This is a genomic window from Breznakiella homolactica (assembly GCF_016616095.2).
GTDB lineage: Bacteria > Spirochaetota > Spirochaetia > Treponematales > Breznakiellaceae > Breznakiella > Breznakiella homolactica.
This window is the reverse complement of sequence record NZ_CP067089.2, coordinates 4056347-4076248: the sequence shown is the minus strand read 5'-3', so window position 1 is coordinate 4076248 and position 19902 is coordinate 4056347. Positions and strand designations below refer to the sequence as shown.

Genomic DNA, 19902 nt, shown 5'->3' with positions numbered 1-19902 from the left:
TGAGGTTACCGAACGGCTCCCATATATTTTTAGAAAAAGCCGGCTGCCGGGCAGGTTCCGCAGAAAAAATACATATTTTGCGGCCTAAAACGCCCCGAAACCACGGAAATTACGGAAAAACCAACAAGATTATCTAATTAGTCCAATAAAACCGGCCATTTCATCCCGAAAAACTGTAATTATAATGACGGAAAAATCCAATAAACTGCCTGCATTTTACCCGGCACCTAATCTATCCTGATATCAAGGTGAGTTATGAAGAAGACACAAACAATTCCCGGAAATAACAGGTTACTAAAGGACATCCGCAGGCACATGTCGGTGTACGCGCTGATGGTTATCCCCTTTGTGTATTACGTTATTTTCAAGTACGTACCAATCTGGAACGGGCAGATCGCGTTCAAAGACTTCAGACCCATAGACGGTGTTCTTGGAAGTCCCTGGATCGGTTTAACCCATTTTAAGACGTTTTTTAATTCGTTTTATTTTGCGGAACTATTGCGGAATACCCTGTTTTACAGTTTCGGTAAATTACTCGTCAGTGTTCCCCTGTCAATCATTTTAGCGGTTACCTTATACGAATGCATCAGACCGAAGCTGGCAAAGGTGGTGCAGACCCTGGCGTACCTTCCCCACTTCCTGTCATGGGTAATTATGTACGGTATACTGCTGGTCCTGTTTGCTCCCGGCGACGGCATCATCAACGACCTGATAAAACTGCTGGGCGGCCAGCCGGTCGATTTTATGACCAACGTAAAAACCTTTCCCTGGATAGTCATTTTTTCCGATGCCTGGAAGGAAATGGGCTGGAGCGCCATCATATTTATCGCGGCCCTGATCGCCATTGACCCTACCCTGTACGAAGCGGCCATGGTCGAAGGGGTAACCGCCATTCAGCGGGTGTGGTACATCACCCTTCCGTCAATCCGGCCGGTAATCGTTATGGTGGTGCTGCTCAGGCTGGGCACCATCCTTGACGCCGGTTTCAACCAGATGTTTATGCTCTACTCCACCCCCGTCTACAGCGTGGCGGATATCATCGATACCTGGGTGTACCGCCAGGGACTCCTGGAATTTCAGTTCGGCCTGGCCACCGCGGTGGGTATTTTCAAGGGCGTTATAGGCCTGCTGTTAATAACTGTTTCAAACTGGCTCGTAAAACGGGTCTCCGATTCATCGCTGTTCTAATTGAGGAGCCGAATTATGGGAAAAAAAATTAAAGGTACTACGGTACGGCTGACCGGCGGCGACAGAACGTTTTATATTTGTCTCGATATATTTCTCGTTCTGATATTTATCGTTGTTGCCATACCCATGTGGAGCACCATTACCCTTTCATTCAGACCGAATCATTTTATCGGATCAAATCTGGAAGGCATGTTTCTGGCGCCCTGGAAATGGTCCACGGCGGCGTACAAAGCCCTGCTGGGAAACAACGGTTTCATTCTGGCATTTTCCAACAGCCTTAAAATCCTGGTCATGGGTGTGGCGACGTCTCTGTTTCTGACCATCCCCATGGCGTATGTACTGTCCGTAAAATCCCTGCCGGGAAGGAAATGGCTGAACATATTCATCCTGCTGCCCTACCTTTTTAACGTCGGACTCATCCCTACCTACCTGGTGGTTACCAAGCTGGGATTGACCAACCATCTGGCGGCGGTGTTCCTGCCCGGAGCGATCGGCACCTACAACTGCCTTATCATGCGGGGCTTCTTTGAGGGCATTCCCGAAGAACTGAAGGAATCCGCCCGGATTGACGGCGCCGCCGAATGGCTCGTTCTGCTGCGGATAATTCTTCCGTTGTCAAAGCCGATTATCATGACCATCGGCCTGTACTACGGCGTCGCATTCTGGAACGACTTCTTCCACGCCATGCTGTACCTGAACAGCAATGCCCTCCAGCCATTGCCGATACTGCTGCGCAATATCCTGATGGCCAGCGGCATGAATGAGTTTGTCGAAGTAAACGCCTTCGGCGAAGCGTCGGTACAGTCAATTAAGGCCGCCAGCGTTTTCATGGCAGCCATTCCCATGATCATCGCGTATCCCTTTATCCAGAAATACTTCGCCAAGGGAACCCTGCTGGGAAGCGTCAAGGGATAAACGTTTCCGTTACGGTGGAATCTGTTCCGCGGGGACCAAACCGGACCGCCGCGGAATTGTTAATAAGGAATTTGCAATAAGGAGTTAATATGAAAGAAAAAATGAGGGTATTTTTGGTACTGTGCCTGCTGTCCGGTATGCTTATCCCGGCTTTCGCCGGAGGCGGTTCCGACAACGCAAAAAGTGACGGACCGGTAACCATAGAACTGTGGTACGGCGCCGCGGTGACCGAAGCCGGCCCGCCTCCCGCGGACTGGAAGGCTCTGCAGATTATCAGGGACAAACTGAATATCAACCTTGTACTGACGGCTCTTCCTTCCAATGAATCGGACCAGGATGTAAAGGTCAACGCCGCCGGCGCGGCCAACAGCCTGCCGGATCTGTTCATGGTCCGCCGGGATCCCTGGCTCAACCTGGTTAAGATGGGTCTGGTCGCTCCCGTGGATGACCTCTATCCCCTGATGCCCGAACGGACAAATACCCAGTACGACGCGGATTCCAAGGCGTTCACTACGGTCAACGGAAAATCCTACGGCCTAGCGTCCCCCGGAGCCATCGCGCGGAATGAAGGGATGCTTATCCGGAAGGACTGGCTCGACAAACTGGGACTTCAGATCCCCGTAACCACCGAAGACTACCTGAATGTTATGAAGGCTTTCACCTTCAACGATCCCGACGGCAACGGCAGGAACGACACCTACGGCTACGGCGCCTTTATCGAAATCAACAACTTTGAGGAAGGCCTGGGCCGCCGCTTTGATCCCTTCTTCGGCGCCTTCGGCGTTCCCGGAACCTGGAGCCTCGTCAAGTCGGACCCCGGGCTCAACCTGCGGAAACCCGCCTACTATGACGCCATGGTGTACATTAAACGCCTGGTGGACGAAAAGGTTATCGATCCCAACTGGATGAGCTACGGGAAAGACGACTTCCGGGCTGCCTGGAAACAGGGGCGGTTCGGGATTATGCGGGAACAGAACGCGGCCTACGCTTCCGAATCCAACTACGCGCCCTTTGACAAAAACTTCCCCAACGGCGAATGGATCGTCATTGATCCGCCCCGGGGACCCAGCGGAAAATCATCCGTCGGCGTGTATACCCAGGCGTACCGGATCTACGCTGTGTCCACCAAAGCGGCCAATGCGGGCAAAGGTCCCGCCATCGCCCGCCTCCTGGAATGGATGTCCTCCGACGAAGGCTACTATCTCCTCGGCTGGGGCGAAGAAGGGGTGAACTATGTGAAGGATGCCGACGGCGTTCCCACAATAAATGGTATCCCCGATGCCAGCAAAGGATTCAGCAGGCCCGAAATGCAGCCCCTGACCCAGCTCCGCAACATGGTGTATTACAACAGCAACGTCGAACTGCTGGCCCGGTATCCTACCTACAAAGCCCCCACGTCGGGCAAAACCATGAGCGCCCTGACCGTATTGTACGATATGCAGAAACGGGCATGGACCCCGAATATCGGCGCCGACGCGCTGCCTCCGGCAAACGCGGATATCAAACGGTTCTACGAACAAGGTGTGGTTGAGTTCATGACCGGAAGACGGGTTCTGACCAGGGAAAACTGGAATACCTTTGTATCGGAATTCGACAGACTCGGCGGATCGGCCTGGGATACAGCTGGAATCGAAGCGGCCACCGCGGCGAATTACATTAAATAGCATTTATAAAAGTTATGACCCGAAAGGGCTGCTATAAGCAATGCGGCTCTTTCGGGTTTTTATAACCAGAAAAAGGATAAGGCCATGGAAGCCATAGACAAAACAAAGCCCGTCTCCGAGCGCATGGCTCTTTCCGTAAAGGGACGGTATACCCCAAGCCAAATGAAATGGCATTATGAACATGGCCTCGTACTCCAGGCGCTCTATACCGTGGGGAAACGGACAAACAACGCCGAATACGGCGGTTATGTAAAAAAAATGTACGATACGAAAATTCTGCCCGACGGCAGTATTGATACCTACAGGGAAAACGAATTTAACCTCGACCAAATTAACGCCGGAAAAAACCTATTCACCCTGTATTCAGATACGGGTGAAGAAAAATATAAACTGGCTATTAACAGACTCAGGGAACAATTGCGGAACCAGCCAAGAACGAAAAGCCGCGGATTCTGGCATAAACAGATTTATCCCTGGCAGATGTGGCTGGACGGACTGTATATGCAGGGACCCTTTTATGCCCAGTATATAGCCGAATTCGGCCCCGCGGGGGACTGGGAGGATCTGGTTCACCAGTTTGTCCTGGTTGAGGCAAAAACCCGGGACCCTGTCACCGGTCTCCTGTACCATGCCTGGGACGAATCCCGCAAACAGCTTTGGTCAAACCCGGAAACCGGCTGCTCCCCCCATTTCTGGGGAAGGGCCATGGGCTGGTACTGTATGGCCCTGCTGGATGTCCTTGACTTCCTGCCGGACAGCCCCGCGGCAAAAACCTATGCCAGCCAGCTTCAGGAAATTGCGGTACGGCTGATTATTCCGGTCCTCAAATTTCAGGATACGGAAAGCGGTTTATGGTACCAGATTCTTGACCAGCCAACCAGAAGCAGGAATTACCTGGAGAGTTCGGCCTCGTCCATGTTCACGTACTTCCTTTTTAAGATGATCCGAAAAGGATACGTTCCGGCCAGTGACACGGAAACGGTAAAACAGGCGGCCAAGAAGGGTTATGCGGGACTGCTTAAGCACATGCTTACCGAAGAGAAAAACGGCGAACTCCACCTGAACGGGATATGCAGCGTCGCCGGCCTGGGCGGGACGCCGTACCGGGACGGCTCTTATGAATATTACGTCAATGAACCCGTTGTGACCGATGACTTTAAAGGCGTGGGCCCATTTATCTACGCATCCATGGAACACGAAAGCGCCGGTAATTGAAACAAAAAAAACGGCGACCGCGTCTCATTCAACCTTCGCGCCGGAAAAAACTATCTTCCGTACTGCATTCGGTAAACTTGACGCTTCACCGTTCTTCGGTGGAAGCAGAAAGCTTCGCTGATTTTTTAGATCAGCACATATCTAATTTATTGGGCGATATTGGAGTTGAACCAACGACCCCCAGTGTGTCATACTGGTGCTCTAACCAACTGAGCTAACCGCCCGTAACTCCATACATATACCAGAAAGGCTCCTATTGTGTCAATAGGAGCCTTTTCCGCATTGTGAATATCCGGAGACTAGCTTCGTTCCCGGATGGCTACGTTAATTTCAATTTTACCGTTGGTACCCAGCTCCATGGGCACGATCAGCGCCTCAACATCGGAATTGGACACTTCCATATTATCTCCGGTAAAGAGGGCCGGAGGGGTCAGGTCGAATTTGAATCCCAGATCGTGCAGCTTCGTCACGGCCTGGGCGGTTATCATATTGGCAAGTTCCTGAATCGTGGCTTTGCCCAGTTCATCCAGCTGGGTGAATTCTTCGCCGTTCATGGCGCCGGCTATGTAGAGCGCGGTTTGTTTAGTCATATCGAAAAGAACCCGTCCTTCCACATCACCGGCAAGCCCGACGAGTGCAGCCACACCCATAACCGGCACGGTGGTTGATTTAAGATAGAGTTCACCCCGCCGTACATCATCGCCGATTACTTCCTTAAGTACATTGAACGCGGCTTCAACAAAGGGGTTGATGTATTCCACTCTCATATCATTGCTCCTTCAAATAACTGGACTATTCATTTCGCATATACGCAGAAACCGGGTCATTGGCAATACGCCGCCATTCTCTGCCCGGCATTTCTTCGTTCCTACCCAATATAATCACACCGCTGTTTTTTATCTTCTCCCCGAAATCGGCCATGATCTTTTCCTGATCCTGGGCGGTCATAAACGACAGAAGGTCCCGGGAAAGGATAATATCCAGATCAGGGAAGGGATTCGCGTGGAGTACATCGTGGTACTCAAACATAATCGAATCCTTGACCGATTGATTGAAACTGTACCCGCTGCTTCCCCGGACCATAAAACTGCGGCAGTATTCGGGAACCTCATCCAGATCAAAAACCATATTCGGCGCCGACGATATAGCCATTATATCGTTGTCGTTGGCCCATATCTTAATCTGGGCATCGGGATATCTGGTTTTTAATATACAGGCAAATGAAAAGGTTTCATAGCCCTTGCCGCAGCCGGGATTCCATACCTGGATAACGGAAGAACTCATGTTGGGCAGTATATTCTTAACGATCTGGGCGTAATCATCGTCCCAGAAACGGCCCGTATCCGGGGAGTAGAAGGATGAAAGGAATTCATCCGCGTCCGCCTGGTTTTTAAGCTGCACCTCTCCCTCGGGCCGGGTGGTGGTCCAATCCACAAAGCGCCGGCGGATCCAATCGTCGTTGATGATTGTGGCGGAGAAATGCTTCAGCGCGGAAAGACTTTCCTTGATAAAATCCAGGGCGCTGTCGGAAAGGGCCGCTTTTTTCGGTTCCTCCGTGGCGCTTTCGGCGGCGGGCGGCGCGTAATAGGTATCGGAGCCGGAATCAGGTATCGCCGCTGTCCGGGTCTTTTCCTCTTCCTGATAGGTGAATATCCGTATCACGTCGAGGATGATGAACAGCTGTCCCTGTTTTTCCACTACTCCGCTGATGTACTTGATGTTGATATCCCCGAAAATCGGATGGGGCGGCTGGATCGTTTCGGAATTAATTCCCACGACCTTGTCGATCTGATCGACGATGGTCCCGAATACTTTGTCCCCGATCCGGAGGATCAGCATGTTTTCCGATCCGTCGGCGGATTTCTTTTCGATGGGCAGGTGGAAAAATGTCCGCAGGTCCACAATGGGGATAATATCGCCCCGGAGATTGTATACCCCGCGGACAAAGGACGCCGCGTTGGGAACGTAGGTAAATTTATCCGCCTTGGCGATTTCCTTGACGTTCATAATATCAACGCCGTAATCCTTGCCTCCCAGGGAAAAGGTCACCATCTTAAAATCAATGGTATCCACCCGTTCCTTCTGTTCCTGTATTTCAGCGTTTATGGCCGCGTTAACGGCTTTTAAATCATTCATTTCCATATCGCGTCCTTTCTACCGTGTCGATGCTTCCAGGAACCGGCGTTCTTCCATTTCCTTCTTAAGCCCCAGCTCCAGGAGCTGGCTCACGTCAATGATGAGGGAAACGGAACCGTCGCCCAGGATGGATGCCCCGGCAATACCCGGAGAGTTGGTAAACTGGTCCCGCAGGGGTTTGATAACCACATCTTCTTCCCCGATAAGGCTGTCCACCATAAAGCCCATCTTCTTTTCAGCGGTTCCGACGATGACCACAAAATTGTATTCCTGCTGTTCCTCGGTTTTAATGCCGAAGAGGCGGTTGAGCCGCAGCAGGGATATGACGTCGTTCCTGATATTGAAGACTTCGTAATTGTCGATCATCTTGATTTCCTCGGGCTTGAGCCTGAGGCTTTCGATAACCGAGGTGATGGGAATGGAGTAGATTTCCGTGCCCACCCGGACCAGGAGCCCCTGGATGATCGCCAGGGTAAGGGGCAGTTTGATGGTGAATTTCGTTCCCTTGCCCTTTTCGGAAGTTACCGTGACCGTACCGTTGAGTTTTTCTATCTGCCGGCGGACCACATCGAGGCCGACACCCCGGCCGGATATGCTGGTGATCTGTTTTGCCGTGGAAAATCCCGGTTCGAAGATAAGATTGAAAGCTTCGGGATCGGAGAGTTCCTTGTTGGGGTGGATCAGCCCGCGGTCGACGGCTTTCGCCTTGACGGCGTTGACATCAATACCCTTCCCGTCGTCGGCGATTTCAATGATGATCATGTTGCCTTCGCTGGAAGCCTTGAGAAGAACCTTGCCTTCCTCGGGTTTGCCCGCGGCGATCCGGTCTTCCACCGACTCGACACCGTGGTCAATGGAATTCCGCACCGAGTGCATGATGGGATCCAGGAGATCCTCGATAACCGACTTGTCGAGTTCGGTGTCTTCACCCTCAATAACGAGGTTGATCTTTTTGTTGAGGCTCTTGGAAAGATCCCGGACGAGCCGGGGGAAGCGGCTGAATATCTGGCTGATGGGCACCATGCGGATCCGCATGACCCCTTCCTGGAGCTCCCCGGTGATGCGTCCCAGGTTCTGGGAGGTTGACCGGAATTTGCCCACATTGTTTTTAAGGGAAGCCTCAAAGGCGTCAAACACCGAGAACAGGTCGCCGTATTCCTCGCCGATCTGCTTGCGGATATCCTTGACGGACCGGCCGTCCTGGATGTTTTCCAGGTATTTCGGCAGTTCGTCAAAAAGGTTTTTGACTTTTTCCCGGTAACCTGACTCAATGGAGTGGAGTTCGTTTACCAGTTCGTTGAACTGGTTTGAAATCTGGTTGAAGGTCGCCTTGGTGATAACCGTTTCGGAGACCAGGTTGAGCAGGTCGTCGATACGTTTGGAATCGACCCTGAGGATGGATCCCGCGTCCTTGCCCGCTTTTTTGGCGTCCGCGTCCTGCTTTGCTTTGTCCGCGGGGGACATGGCCTTTGCCGGCGCCGCGGCTGATTTCGCCTCCTCCGCGGGGGATTCCTCTTCCTCGGCGGGGGCGGCAGGAGCCGCAGGTTTCGGGGCCGCCGCGGGAGCCGCGGCCTGGGGAGCGGTGGCTTTCGGCGCCGCGCCGGCGCTTATGTCGCTTATCTCCGAGGAAACCGTTACATCCGGAATGGCCACATACCGCCGGAGGTCTTCAACCGGCCGGTTTGTGCAGATAAAGTAATCCACCACCGGGTGGAATTCATCTTCGTAGAGCTGTTCAAAGTCAGGACTCGTCTTGAGCACCGTCCCGAGCTCCTTGAGGGCCGCGAAAACCTGGATGCCCCCGACACTTTTCATTATGTTGTCTTCATCAAAAGTGACGGAAACCCGGTATACCGTGGTTCCGGGCTCGGCGGCTTCCTTGAGTTCCAGGATCTCGTATTCGGAAAGCCCCGACGCGGCAGCGGCGGCAGGAGCGGCGGCCGGTTTCGGGGCAGCCTTCGGAGCCGCGGCTTTTTGGGGGGCCGCGCTTTTTTTGCGGGCCGAACCATCCGGCAGCAGGGACGAAAGCCTGCCTTCAACCTCCGAAGTATCCTCCTGGTAAACCGCACCTTCCATGCGTTTTTCCAGCATTATTTTAATAATATCAATGGCAGCCAGAAGTGTATCCACCACATTTTCATCGACCGTCACGGTATCCGAGCGGATAGCGTCAAGAACGTCCTCTACCAGGTGGGTGAAGTGGGAAAGCTCCATCATCTCAACAGTGGCGGCGCCTCCCTTTAATGTATGCGCAGCCCGGAAAATCTCATCCACCGCATCCCGGTTTCCGCTTTCATTCTCAAGGACCAGAATGTTCTGCTCCAGTGTATCCACCTGCATTTGGGCTTCACTGAAGAAATCCTTGAGTAATTCTTCATTATTAGGATCTAAATAATCACTCATATTGCATTAATGTTTATACACAAATCGTCTTACGTCAAGGGATTATTGACCGAATTCTGTTGGTATTAACTAAATCCGCGTGGTAGAATAAGGCCATGAAACGCGACCCGGTGCTCCCGCTGTACGCTCCGCTTCTTGCGGTCCTGATAGTTCTGCCGGCGCTGGGGGTACCGGTTTTCGGCGCGGAAATTACGGTTCCGAAGCTTGAATTCGCCACCCGGGGCGCGGTTAAGGACGATACCTTTGTGCTGTCATCGGCCGCGTCCGCCGATATAGCCATTGAAGGCGGCGGCAAATACGGCGTGTATCTGGGTTTTTCCTTTGCCGCGCCCAACCTGGAAAAGGCCTTTGCCTACGGGAATGTGCGTATTACGCCGGTGACCGCCGCCCCTACCGCGGATGACTACAACGCCCTGGCGGACCGGCTCAACAACCAGGCGGTTGTTGCCCTGCGCGTGGCCAAAGCCGCGGCCCGGGAGCCCTTCGGAGCGCCCCTGGAGGTGGCCTATTTTCTGGGGGAGGCGGATTCTTTCTGTTCCGGGGACGATTTTCCGCTGTTTTTCGGGACCCCTCCCATGGGGACGGATTTTAAGGGTTTCATGTATTTTCCGGAAGGAATCGGCGGCGATATTACCCGCCAGTACGACGGGATCCATAAGGTACGGGGAACAGGCCTGTCCGCGGCGGTCACCTATTGGGAAAAGATCGTTCCCATGGCGTATTTTTACCAGGATATCGGGACCATCGACAGCGCCACGGGGCTTCCCGATCTCGGGAAGTATTCCGGGGATCTGCGGGTCCTCGTCAACGCCGGCCCGGCAAAACTTGAAGCCTTTGGGGGAATAAGCTTCCGGCCGGGGGAGGATACGATCTATAGGGGCGGGTTTCTGGCACACCTCACCGCCGGGGAAGGGGCGGCGTTTCTTATCCAGTGCGGTATCCCGGGCTGGGAGCAGGGGGATACATTCAGTGTGGATAACCTGTATTTCCTTATAGAACCCCGGCTCAGGTTCGGCATGTTCGCCGTATATACGACATTTTTTTACCATCCTCTGTGGTATCTCCAGGAAAAAACTCCCGATGAGCAGGGAAAGGCCGATATTAACCTTAAGTTCCTGTACGGGGATATGGTCAGCAGAATGTTTGAGTTTGGCCTGGAACTGACCGGAGGCCTGCACAGCGGCGGAATAGACAGCAGCTACTTTATGGTTTCGCCCTTTCTGAGCGCGGCAACCGGCGGACTCCGGTGGGACCTGAAAATCCGGGTAAAACCCCTGGATTACGATACCCCCAAGGAAATGTTTGATACCTTTATAGGAATACGGACGGCATACTGATGAAACGATTTGCACTTGCCCTGGTTTTACTGTACTTTTCCGGCGCGGGAACGCTCCGCGCCCTGGACCTGAGTTTTGTCGGCGGGGTGGACAATTTTGCCTTTGACCCCGGCCTCCGTAGTTCCCAGGGAACGGCGGGGAAGTCCTTTGAGCCGGATTATTTTGTCGTGGCCAACATTAAAGCCGCGGGAAGGTTTTCCGACATCCTGGGGTATTCCCTCGAATACGACCGGGGGCCGATCCTGAGAAACAGGCTGCTGGCTTCTGTCGGACTCGATTTTACCTATCTGGGACTGGAGCTGGGGCCGTTTTTCGGAATATTCAACAACCTGGATAAACCGTTAAAGCCGGGAATGGCCGCCGCGGTAAATTTCAGAGTGCCGGGAATCGTCTTCGCGTCCCTGAGCGCCCATTCCACCGTCGGAACGGGGCTTATCGTTGAGGGCGATTACGTCCAGGAATACGGCCGGATTGCCGCGGGATTCTGGGTGCCCTACGCGGTGGTCACCCTCAGCGCCGCCCGCGAGGAGTATACCGAACTCCATGGCGGCGGGCTTACCATTCAGGATGAAAAAACACGGTACCAGTTTACCGCTAATGCCTATAAGAAAAATGTTCCCTTTACCGTGGATATAAACCTCGGATACCAAACCCTGAAGCGGAGCTACATCGGCGCCCAGACGGAAACCGATGAGCTCAGATCACTGTTTGCGGGCTTTGAATTCCGCTGGAATGCGGTAAAACCCGTGACCGTCCTTGTGGGAGCCGAAATTCCCGTCTACACCTGGGCTGAGGAACCCTTCGAAGGGCCCGGCGACAATACATTTCTGTTTAAAGCCTATGCCGGATGCATCTGGACGATTCCCCAAAGGGCCGATTTCTAAGACCCTGACATTTACTGCCAGAACCCTAGGCTGAAAAAAACACCGTTTCCGGCTGGTATAGATTTACGGAACCCAGGGTCAGGCTAACCGTATCGTTGGACTCGGCATCGGTCTTAATGGCGGCCTGGATCTCCAGGCCGAGATCCGGGATCATTACCGCTGCCCGGGGGCCTTTCTTCTCAAGAACAATACCGGTCCAGGTACTCCCCTTTTTATCCATGAGATACACCGCGGTCCAGTACTGCCGGGATGCCCGTTCCGCCTGGACCGTTGCGCCGGCGGCGGCTTCTCCCGCGGCAAGGCGGACCAGCAGTTCGTCATCGGGAATGGGCGGCGCCCCCCGGAGAAAAGCCCGGATCTGCTGGTGCGCCAGGAGATCGGTGTACCGCCTGAGGGGGCTGGTGACCTGGGAATATCCCGACAGCCCCAATCCTCCGTGCAGCCCGGGCTTTACCGAAAGGGACCGGGCCCGCATGCAGCGCCGGAGCTGATAGGAGCCCGCCGGGCCGGCCAGAGGTTTTGCCGGGAGCTCCCCGGTTTCCTGGATGACGTAGGGAAAGGGGACTCTGTTCTGCACAGCCCAGCGGGCCGCGGCTTCGCCGGCCAAAAGCATGCATTCCCGGACCGTATCGGCGGACCGGTACTGCCGGATGGGTTCGATGGTTACGTGTTCCCCGGAAACCGTGATATGGACCTCGGGGAAGTCAATGGCGACTGCCCCGGCGGCCATCCGGCGGCGGATATTCGCTTCGGCCAGGGCTGTCAACGCGGTGAGATCGGGGTTATCCGCCGCGGCGTCCGCTTCGGCGTAGGTCATCCGGGTAACAGACACGGAGGAACGGAAAATTTCGATTTCCGCCACCGAACCGCCGCTGTCCAGGCTTATTTTGAAGGTCAGCGCCGGAGACACTTCCGTGAGGCCCAGGGCAAAACGCGGAAGCGCTTCCTCGGCGACCATCCGGGCGGTCCCTTCGGGAAGATACAATGTCGCTCCCCTGCCCCGGGCCTCAATATCCGCGGGGCTTTCCGGGAGAATCACCGAACCGGGATCCGCAACATGAACATACAGAACATTTCCTTCTATTGATACCGCGTCGTCCGGATCAGTGCTCCACTCATTGTCTATGGCATAGGCCTTGAGATGGGTAAGATCCTTCCGGTCCTCCCCGGGGGTATCCGCCAGGGGTTCCCTGGCGGAACCGGGGGATACGCCGAACCGGAAGGGATGGGGGTTGATGAAGGGAGTCCATGCCCCGGAATCCAGAAGCAGGCGGTGGGCTTCCTGGGGTGTTTCCGCCAAACCGAGCTCCCTGAGGGTCCGGCTTTTGTCGCTTTTACCGTACGCCAGGGCTTCGGCATCCTGGAGGAACCGGCGGTCGTCGGGAAGGATGAGCTTCGATTCCTTAAGCCGGGCCAGAAAGGCCTCCCGCTCTCCGGCTTCCCGTTCCTTTTCCGCCCGCTTTGCCTCATCCGCGGCGACCGCTTCGGCGGGCCGGGGCCGGATGGCCCCGGGAGATCCGGTAAAATAGAGGCCCTCCGAAAGGAGGCTGTACGCCGCCCAGGCGCTTTGGGGGGTGAATTCACCGTATACCAGATCCGCCAGTTCCGCCAAAGGAACTTCGGTCCCTTCCAAGAGTTCCCAGGCGCCCCGGATATCCCCCGGGGGCAGCTCTCCGGTATAGCTGTCCGGGGAACCCGCCGGGCCCGGGTGGATTATTTCAATGTCCTTGGGCCGGACTTTCAGTTTTTCGCCACCGGGAAGGAGAATTTCTATTTTGTCGCCGCCCCCGAGTACCACCGCGGGACGGTTTTTATACACCGCAAGACTTTTTTCCTGTACCATGGGGAGACTGTACCACAGAATCTTTACAGCCGGAAAGCACCTGTGTTTAATGGTGCCGCGGGTCCTGTCATAGAGAAATGGGTATGGCTTCTCATCGGCCTTTGGCCTCGAAAGTCGCTCATTCCCTTCTTTGTATGACTTCCGGCGTTACCATTACGGCCGGGTACTTTCCGGCTTAACCGGTTCTATGCTTCCGGTTTCATGGGGGCTGTGTGCCCGGAGAATTAAATATATATACAAAAAAGAGGAAAGTATTGCATATTTTTGCATATTCTTGTAGGATATGGACCAATATCTGGAGGAATCACTGCAATGATTGTAATGAAATTCGGGGGGAGTTCCGTGGCCAACGCGGAACGCATCCGTAATGCGGCAGAAATCGTCAAACAGTTTCTTCCCCGGAAACCGGTGCTTGTTCTCTCCGCCATGGGAGATACCACGGACCATCTGCTGGAGGCGGCGGAAAAAGCCCTGACCGCGGGAACGGTCTCCATAAAAACAATCGAGCAGCTCCACACAAAGACCATTGATTCCCTGGGACTGAAACCTCAGATACACCAGGAAATTAAACCCCTTCTTGAGGAACTCAACAATCTCCTGGTGGGAATATCCCTGATCAGGGAACTCACGCCCCGGACAAAGGATTATCTTGTTTCTTTTGGGGAACGGCTTTCGGTGCGGGTAACCGCGGCCTATTTCAAGTCCGTACATATTAAAGCCCAGGCTTTCGACGCCTGGGACGCGGGTTTTATATCGGATTCGAATTTTACTTCCGCGGAGCTCACCAAGGAAAGCTGGGAAAAAATTCCCCAAATACTCTGTCCCCTGACCGATGCCGGGGTCCTGCCGGTGGTGACCGGGTTTATCGCCAAGGATGAAGGCGGAAACATAACCACCCTGGGCAGGGGCGGTTCGGACCTGAGCGCCACCATGATTGCCGCGGCATGCCGGGCCGAGGAAGCCCAGGTCTGGAAAGACGTGGACGGCATCCTCACCGCGGATCCCCGGCTGGTAAAACAGGCCCGGCCCGTGGAAGCGGTAACCTATGAGGAAGCGGCGGAACTGGCGTATTTTGGCGCCCAGGTTCTCCATCCCCGGGCCATGCAGCCCTGTATCCGAACCGGTACTCCGGTACGGGTCAAAAATTCCTACAACCCGGCGGCTCCGGGCACCCGGATCGTGGCGTCCCTGGACAAGAAAACCGGCCCGGTCCAGGCCCTTACCTCCCGGAAAAATGTCACCTTGGTGGACATTGTGTCCACCCGCATGCTGGGACAGTACGGATTCCTGGAGGGTGTGTTTTCGGATTTCGCGAAGCACCGGATTTCGGTGGACATGGTGGCCACCAGCGAGGTTTCTGTTTCCCTGACTCTGGATAAAAGCTACGATCTCGGACCCCTAAAAAAAGACCTGTCCCGGATCGCCAGCATCGAAATCAAAAAAGACAAGGCCGTGGTTACCATCGTCGGGGATGTTCGCCGGTCATCGGAAATACTGGAACGGTCCTTCGGGGTATGCGCCGGCCTGGGTGTGCAGGTTCAGATGGTTTCCCAGGGAGCAAGCAAGGTGAATATCAGTTTTATTGTGAACGATACCCAGGCGGATGATGTCATTCGGGCGCTCCACAAAACCTTTTTTGAGGAACAGAACAGCAGCCTGCCCGCTGAGGCACAGCCCAAAAGGAGCCAGCCATGAATATTGCCATTATCGGCTACGGGAAAATGGGAAAAATGATCGAATCCATTGCCCTGGCCCGGGGCCACAGTATCACCGCCATCGCGGATCCCTTTGCGGCCGGGGGAACCGGCAGCTCCGGAGCGCCGATTTACGGGGATATTCCCGGGATAGCGGAACTTGCCGATACCGATGCCGCCATTGAATTCACCAGTCCGGATACGGCCTTTGCCAATGTTACGGCCCTGGCGGAGCGGAAGGTTCCGGCGGTGGTGGGAACCACGGGATGGCTGGACCGCCTGGGCGAAGCGGAGGAGATCGTCAGGAAAAACGGATCATCCCTGCTGTGGGCGTCGAATTTCTCCCTGGGGGTGAATCTGTTTTACCGCATCGCTGCCTTTGCCGCCCAGATAATGAACCCCTTTCCGGAATATGATGGGGGCATTTTTGAAGCCCACCACAACAAAAAGGTAGACAGTCCCTCGGGGACCGCGAAAACCCTGGCGGAGCTTGTCCTTTCTTCCATGACCCGGAAAACAAAAGCGGTATATGAAGCCCTGGAGCACCGGGCTCCGGCGCCGGAGGAACTCCACGTTGGAAGTCTCCGGGTTGGGTCCGTTCCCGGAACACATACCCTGATTTTCGACTCCCCGGCGGATACCATAGAAATAACCCACACGGCCCGGAACCGGGAAGGCCTGGCTTCCGGGGCGGTACAGGCCGCCGAATGGCTTGCCCGGGAAACGCGCCGGGGCATTTTCACCATGGATGATGTCCTGGAAGAAATTATCGGTGCGTAGGATCTCCGGAGCAAAACAGGCATTTTTTGGAGAAACGGTCCAATGCGGAGCTGAGAAACCATACAGCACACAGAGATCAACCCTCGTTAAGAACAGGACAGCCGGAACGGGAGAAAGGCCACAGAAGCATGGTGGGAGCAGGAAACGTGGGGTGTCGAATGAAAAGAAATACCGCCCCGCGGGATTTTTTTCATTCGACGGGACCCCGGGATTTGTAGTTCCATGCTTCTGTGGAAGTTTTATTACACTGCGGGTGTCCTGATAGGATCTTGCGGCGCACCGGCGCTTATGCAATAATTACGGGAACCGGGGAAACCCCGGGAGTCTTCTTATTTCGGAGCTTACCATGATACAACTCCGGGGCGCGTATACCGCGCTCATAACACCGATGCAGGAAAACGGCGATGTGGATTTCGCCGGACTGCGGGACCTGATCCGGTTCCAGATCAGCGAAGGGATCGACGGCATTCTCCCTCTGGGGACCACCGGCGAAACCCCCACTCTGGAACGGGAAGAACAGGACAAAATCATCGAAACCGCCGCGGAAGCAGCCGCGGGCACGGTGCCGGTCATTATCGGCACGGGGTCCAATTCAACAAAACACACCATCGAAAACACGAAACGGGCAAAAGAGCTCGGGGCGGATATTGCCCTGGTAGTTACCCCCTACTACAACAAACCAAACGACGGAGGACTGCTCCGCCATTTCGAGACAGTGGCCGCGGCGGTCGATATTCCGATTCTTATCTATAATATTGCGTCCAGAACGGCACGGAACATTCCGCCGGTTCTTATGGAACAGATATCCCGGATACCTACGGTTATCGGCATCAAAGAATCCTCCGCGGACATTCCCCAGATTGGGGATATGGTTGACATGGTCTCCCGGAAACGGCGGGACGAAGGCAGAGCTTTTTCGGTGCTCTCCGGGGACGACGCGTTTACCCTGCCCCTCTGCGCCCTGGGCGGCGACGGGATCATTTCGGTAATCTCGAATCTCGTCCCCCGCCGAGTGGCTGCTTTAACGAAAGCCTGCCTCAGCGGGAATTTTGAGGAAGCCAGGAAACTCCATTACGGTTTGCTGCCATTGGTAAAAGGCGCCTTTATCGAAACCAATCCCGTGCCCATAAAAACCGCCATGGCCTGGGCGGGTCTTCCCGCCGGTCCCGTGCGGCTGCCCCTGGGCCCCATGGCCGCGGAAAACGAAACCCTGCTCCGGCAGGCCCTGGAAGCGTCCCAGGCAGCGTCAAAAGTTAAACTTACCTGAACCCGCCCCTCTCCCCGCTGCTCCCGCAGAGGCATGGGGAGCGGCGGCAGGATTTTTCGGAAAAAATCTGCGTGAAGAGGAGATAACAGCAATGGAAAAAATTCCTGTCGGAGTGCTTGGAGCGACCGGTATGGTGGGCCAGCAGTACATTGCCCTGCTGGCGGACCATCCCTGGTTTGAAGTCACCTATGTAGCAGCATCGCCCCGGAGCGCCGGCAAACCATACGCGGACGCGGTTGCCGGACGGTGGCAGCTGGCGAAACCCTACAGCCCCGCGGTAGGCCCTTTAATTGTAGAAGACGCCAACGATATATCCAGAGCCGCGGCAGCCGCCGGGCAGGGAAAATGCGCCTTCGTGTTTTCCGCGCTGGAAATGGGCAAGGATGAAATAAAGGCCCTGGAAGAGGCTTACGCCGCGGCGGGCATTCCGGTGGTTTCCAACGCCTCAGCCCACCGGTGGACCAGGGATGTGCCCATGCTCATCGCCGAGGTAAATCCCAGCCACACCGACATCATCCCGATCCAGCAGACGAGCCGCGGCTGGGACAAGGGTTTTATCGCGGTAAAACCGAACTGTTCGATCCAGAGTTACATGACTCCGCTGTGGGCGCTTATCCAGGCAGGCTATGAAGTCAAACGTATGTTTGTTTCCACTATGCAGGCCGTTTCCGGCGCGGGCTTTCCCGGGGTGCCCAGTCTCAGCATTATCGAAAATGTGGTTCCCTACATCGGCGGCGAAGAAGAAAAAAGCGAGCAGGAACCCCTCAAGATTCTCGGTTCCGTGACGGAAGGCGCCATTGTCAGCGCCGAAGGCCCGCTGATCACGGCCCACTGCAACCGGGTGCCGGTGGTGGACGGCCATACCGCCTGCGTCAGCCTGGAATTCGGTTCAAAAAAACCTTCGATAGAAGAAGTCAAAAAGATCTGGTCGGAATTTACCGCCCTGCCCCAGGAGCTGAAGCTGCCCATGGCGCCGGAGCGGCCCATCATTGTCCGGGAAGAAGCCGACCGGCCCCAGCCCCGGAAGGACCGGGACCTGGACAAAGCCATGGCGGTTTGCGTCGGCCGGATCAGGCCCTGCAACCTTTTCGACCTGCGGTTCGTGGGACTCTCCCACAATACCGTCAGGGGCGCCGCCGGAGGCGGAATCCTCAACGCGGAACTGCTGAAGTCAAAGGGTTATCTGTAAAAACAATTTCGCACCCGGCGCGGGCGCCCAGGAACAGGGGCGCCCCGGCGGGGAACCAATAATAACCAGGCAGGACCGAGGTCCGGCTTTCAAAAGGATACTATATGAATACGAAGACTTTCCCCTTGTCAAAGGAACAGCTGGAAAAGCTGGCCGCTCAGTACCCTACGCCATTTTATGTCTACGACGAAAGGGCTATCCGGGATAACGCCCGGAGGATAAATAAGGCCTTTTCGGTTTTTCCGTCCTTCCAGGCGCATTTCGCGGTCAAGGCCCTGCCCAATCCCTTTATCCTGAAGATCCTCGCCGGCGAAGGCTTCGGCGCGGACTGCGCCAGCCTCCCGGAACTGCTCCTGGCGGATATGTCAAACATGAAGGGTGAAAAATCCATGTTCACCTCCAACGAAACCCCGGCTTCGGAATACGTAAAGGCCCGGGAACTCGGGGCGGTGATCAACCTCGATGATTTCACCCATATTGAATTCCTGGAAAAGACCGCGGGCATCCCGGAACTGGTTTCCTGCCGCTACAACCCCGGCCCCCTCAAGGAAGGCAACGCCATCATCGGCACGCCAGAGGAAGCCAAGTACGGGTTTACCCGGGAACAAATTATCGAAGGATACAAGCTGCTCCGGGACAAGGGCGCCAAGCGGTTCGGGCTGCACACCATGGTGGCGTCCAATGAACTCAATCCGGACTACCACATCGAAACAGGCCGGCTCCTCTTCGAACTCGCCGTGGAGATCAAGGAGAAAACCGGCATCGCCATGGAATTCGTCAACCTCGGCGGCGGCGCGGGAATCCCCTACCGGCCGGAGCAGGATCCCATCGATTACGATTACGTCGCAAAAGGAATTAAAAAAGCCTACGATGAAGTCATCGTTCCCGCCGGCCTCGATCCCATGGGGATGCACATGGAATGGGCGCGGATCGTAACCGGCCCCTACGGCTGGCTTGTGGCCCGGGCTATCCACCGAAAAAGCATCTACCGGGAATACATCGGCCTGGACGCCTCCATGGCGGATCTGATGCGGCCGGGCATGTACGGCGCGTACCATCACATGACGGTCTCGGGCAAGGAAAACGCCCCCGCTGCGGAGACCTACGATGTGGTGGGAAGCCTCTGCGAAAACAACGACAAGTTCGCGGTCCAGCGGAAACTTCCGAAAATAGACATAGGCGACCTTATCGTCATCCACGACGCGGGCGCCCACGGCAGGGCCATGGGATTCAACTACAACGGCAAACTCCGGTGCGGCGAAATCCTGCTGCGGAGCGACGGATCGGCACTGATGGTGCGGCGGCCGGAGACCGTGGAGGATTACTTCGCCACCCTGGATCTTGAGGCCCTGAAAAAATTCAATCCATAACAGCATATAAAATGAGG

15 protein-coding genes and 1 tRNA gene are annotated in these 19902 nt (G+C 55.2%); 11 read left to right on the top strand and 5 right to left on the bottom strand.

The window, feature by feature from the left end:
• The first annotated feature begins 255 nt into the window (after positions 1–255).
• The 4 genes from JFL75_RS18310 to JFL75_RS18295 all read left to right on the top strand — a co-directional run bounded on the left by JFL75_RS18310 (position 256) and on the right by JFL75_RS18295 (position 4982).
• Positions 256–1188: an ABC transporter permease gene (locus JFL75_RS18310; RefSeq protein ID WP_215628116.1), complete on the top strand. Its 933-nt coding sequence runs from the start codon at positions 256–258 to the stop codon at positions 1186–1188.
• 15 nt (positions 1189–1203) lie between these two features.
• A complete protein-coding gene (locus JFL75_RS18305; protein WP_215628115.1) occupies positions 1204–2103 on the top strand; it encodes a carbohydrate ABC transporter permease in 900 nt (299 codons plus the stop codon).
• Positions 2104–2192: 89 nt separating this feature from the next.
• A complete protein-coding gene (locus JFL75_RS18300) occupies positions 2193–3767 on the top strand; it encodes an extracellular solute-binding protein (protein ID WP_215628114.1) in 1575 nt (524 codons plus the stop codon).
• 84 nt (positions 3768–3851) lie between these two features.
• Positions 3852–4982 carry a glycoside hydrolase family 88/105 protein gene (locus JFL75_RS18295; protein ID WP_215628113.1) on the top strand — a complete coding sequence of 377 codons (1131 nt, stop codon included), beginning with the start codon at positions 3852–3854 and terminating at the stop codon, positions 4980–4982.
• Positions 4983–5132: 150 nt separating this feature from the next.
• Here JFL75_RS18295 and JFL75_RS18290 read toward each other — a convergent pair.
• The 4 genes from JFL75_RS18290 to JFL75_RS18275 form a co-directional block, all read right to left on the bottom strand.
• Positions 5133–5206: transfer RNA gene (locus tag JFL75_RS18290), tRNA-Val, on the bottom strand.
• 75 nt (positions 5207–5281) lie between these two features.
• A complete protein-coding gene (locus JFL75_RS18285; protein WP_215628112.1) occupies positions 5282–5749 on the bottom strand; it encodes a chemotaxis protein CheX in 468 nt (155 codons plus the stop codon).
• A gap of 25 nt (positions 5750–5774) precedes the next feature.
• Entirely contained in the window at positions 5775–7124 is a 1350-nt protein-coding gene (locus JFL75_RS18280; protein ID WP_215628111.1) for a CheR family methyltransferase, read from the bottom strand.
• 12 nt (positions 7125–7136) lie between these two features.
• Positions 7137–9521 carry a chemotaxis protein CheA gene (locus tag JFL75_RS18275; protein ID WP_215628110.1) on the bottom strand — a complete coding sequence of 795 codons (2385 nt, stop codon included), beginning with the start codon at positions 9519–9521 and terminating at the stop codon, positions 7137–7139.
• A gap of 95 nt (positions 9522–9616) precedes the next feature.
• Here JFL75_RS18275 and JFL75_RS18270 point away from each other — a divergent pair, with 95 nt between their 5' ends.
• On the top strand, positions 9617–10858 hold the full coding sequence (locus tag JFL75_RS18270; RefSeq protein ID WP_215628109.1) for a hypothetical protein: 1242 nt from the start codon (positions 9617–9619) through the stop codon (positions 10856–10858).
• The gene (locus JFL75_RS18265; protein ID WP_215628108.1) at positions 10858–11742 is read left to right on the top strand and encodes a hypothetical protein; all 885 of its coding nucleotides are present in this window, start codon (positions 10858–10860) and stop codon (positions 11740–11742) included. The genes JFL75_RS18270 and JFL75_RS18265 overlap by 1 nt, the downstream gene beginning before the upstream one ends.
• A 25-nt stretch (positions 11743–11767) precedes the next feature.
• Here JFL75_RS18265 and JFL75_RS18260 read toward each other — a convergent pair whose 3' ends face one another.
• Positions 11768–13585, bottom strand: a complete 1818-nt coding sequence (locus tag JFL75_RS18260; protein ID WP_215628107.1) for a ribonuclease catalytic domain-containing protein — start codon at positions 13583–13585, stop codon at positions 11768–11770.
• Between the two features lie 312 nt (positions 13586–13897).
• On the opposite strand from JFL75_RS18260, the gene JFL75_RS18255 reads away from it, so the two are divergent.
• From JFL75_RS18255 to JFL75_RS18235, 5 genes are all read left to right on the top strand, one after another.
• Positions 13898–15280 (top strand): aspartate kinase, encoded by a 1383-nt coding sequence (locus JFL75_RS18255; RefSeq protein WP_215628106.1) that lies wholly within the window; start codon positions 13898–13900, stop codon positions 15278–15280.
• The gene (gene dapB / locus JFL75_RS18250; protein WP_215628105.1) at positions 15277–16059 is read left to right on the top strand and encodes a 4-hydroxy-tetrahydrodipicolinate reductase; all 783 of its coding nucleotides are present in this window, start codon (positions 15277–15279) and stop codon (positions 16057–16059) included. Before JFL75_RS18255 ends, dapB begins: the two co-directional genes overlap by 4 nt.
• Positions 16060–16405: 346 nt before the next feature.
• Complete coding sequence (dapA, locus tag JFL75_RS18245; RefSeq protein ID WP_215628104.1) at positions 16406–17326, top strand: 4-hydroxy-tetrahydrodipicolinate synthase; 921 nt, start codon at positions 16406–16408, stop codon at positions 17324–17326.
• Positions 17327–17417: 91 nt separating this feature from the next.
• Positions 17418–18515, top strand: coding sequence for an aspartate-semialdehyde dehydrogenase (gene asd / locus JFL75_RS18240; protein ID WP_215628103.1), 1098 nt, complete (start codon positions 17418–17420; stop codon positions 18513–18515).
• A 104-nt stretch (positions 18516–18619) separates the two neighbouring features.
• A complete protein-coding gene (locus JFL75_RS18235) occupies positions 18620–19885 on the top strand; it encodes a diaminopimelate decarboxylase family protein (RefSeq protein ID WP_215628102.1) in 1266 nt (421 codons plus the stop codon).
• Positions 19886–19902 lie beyond the last annotated feature (17 nt).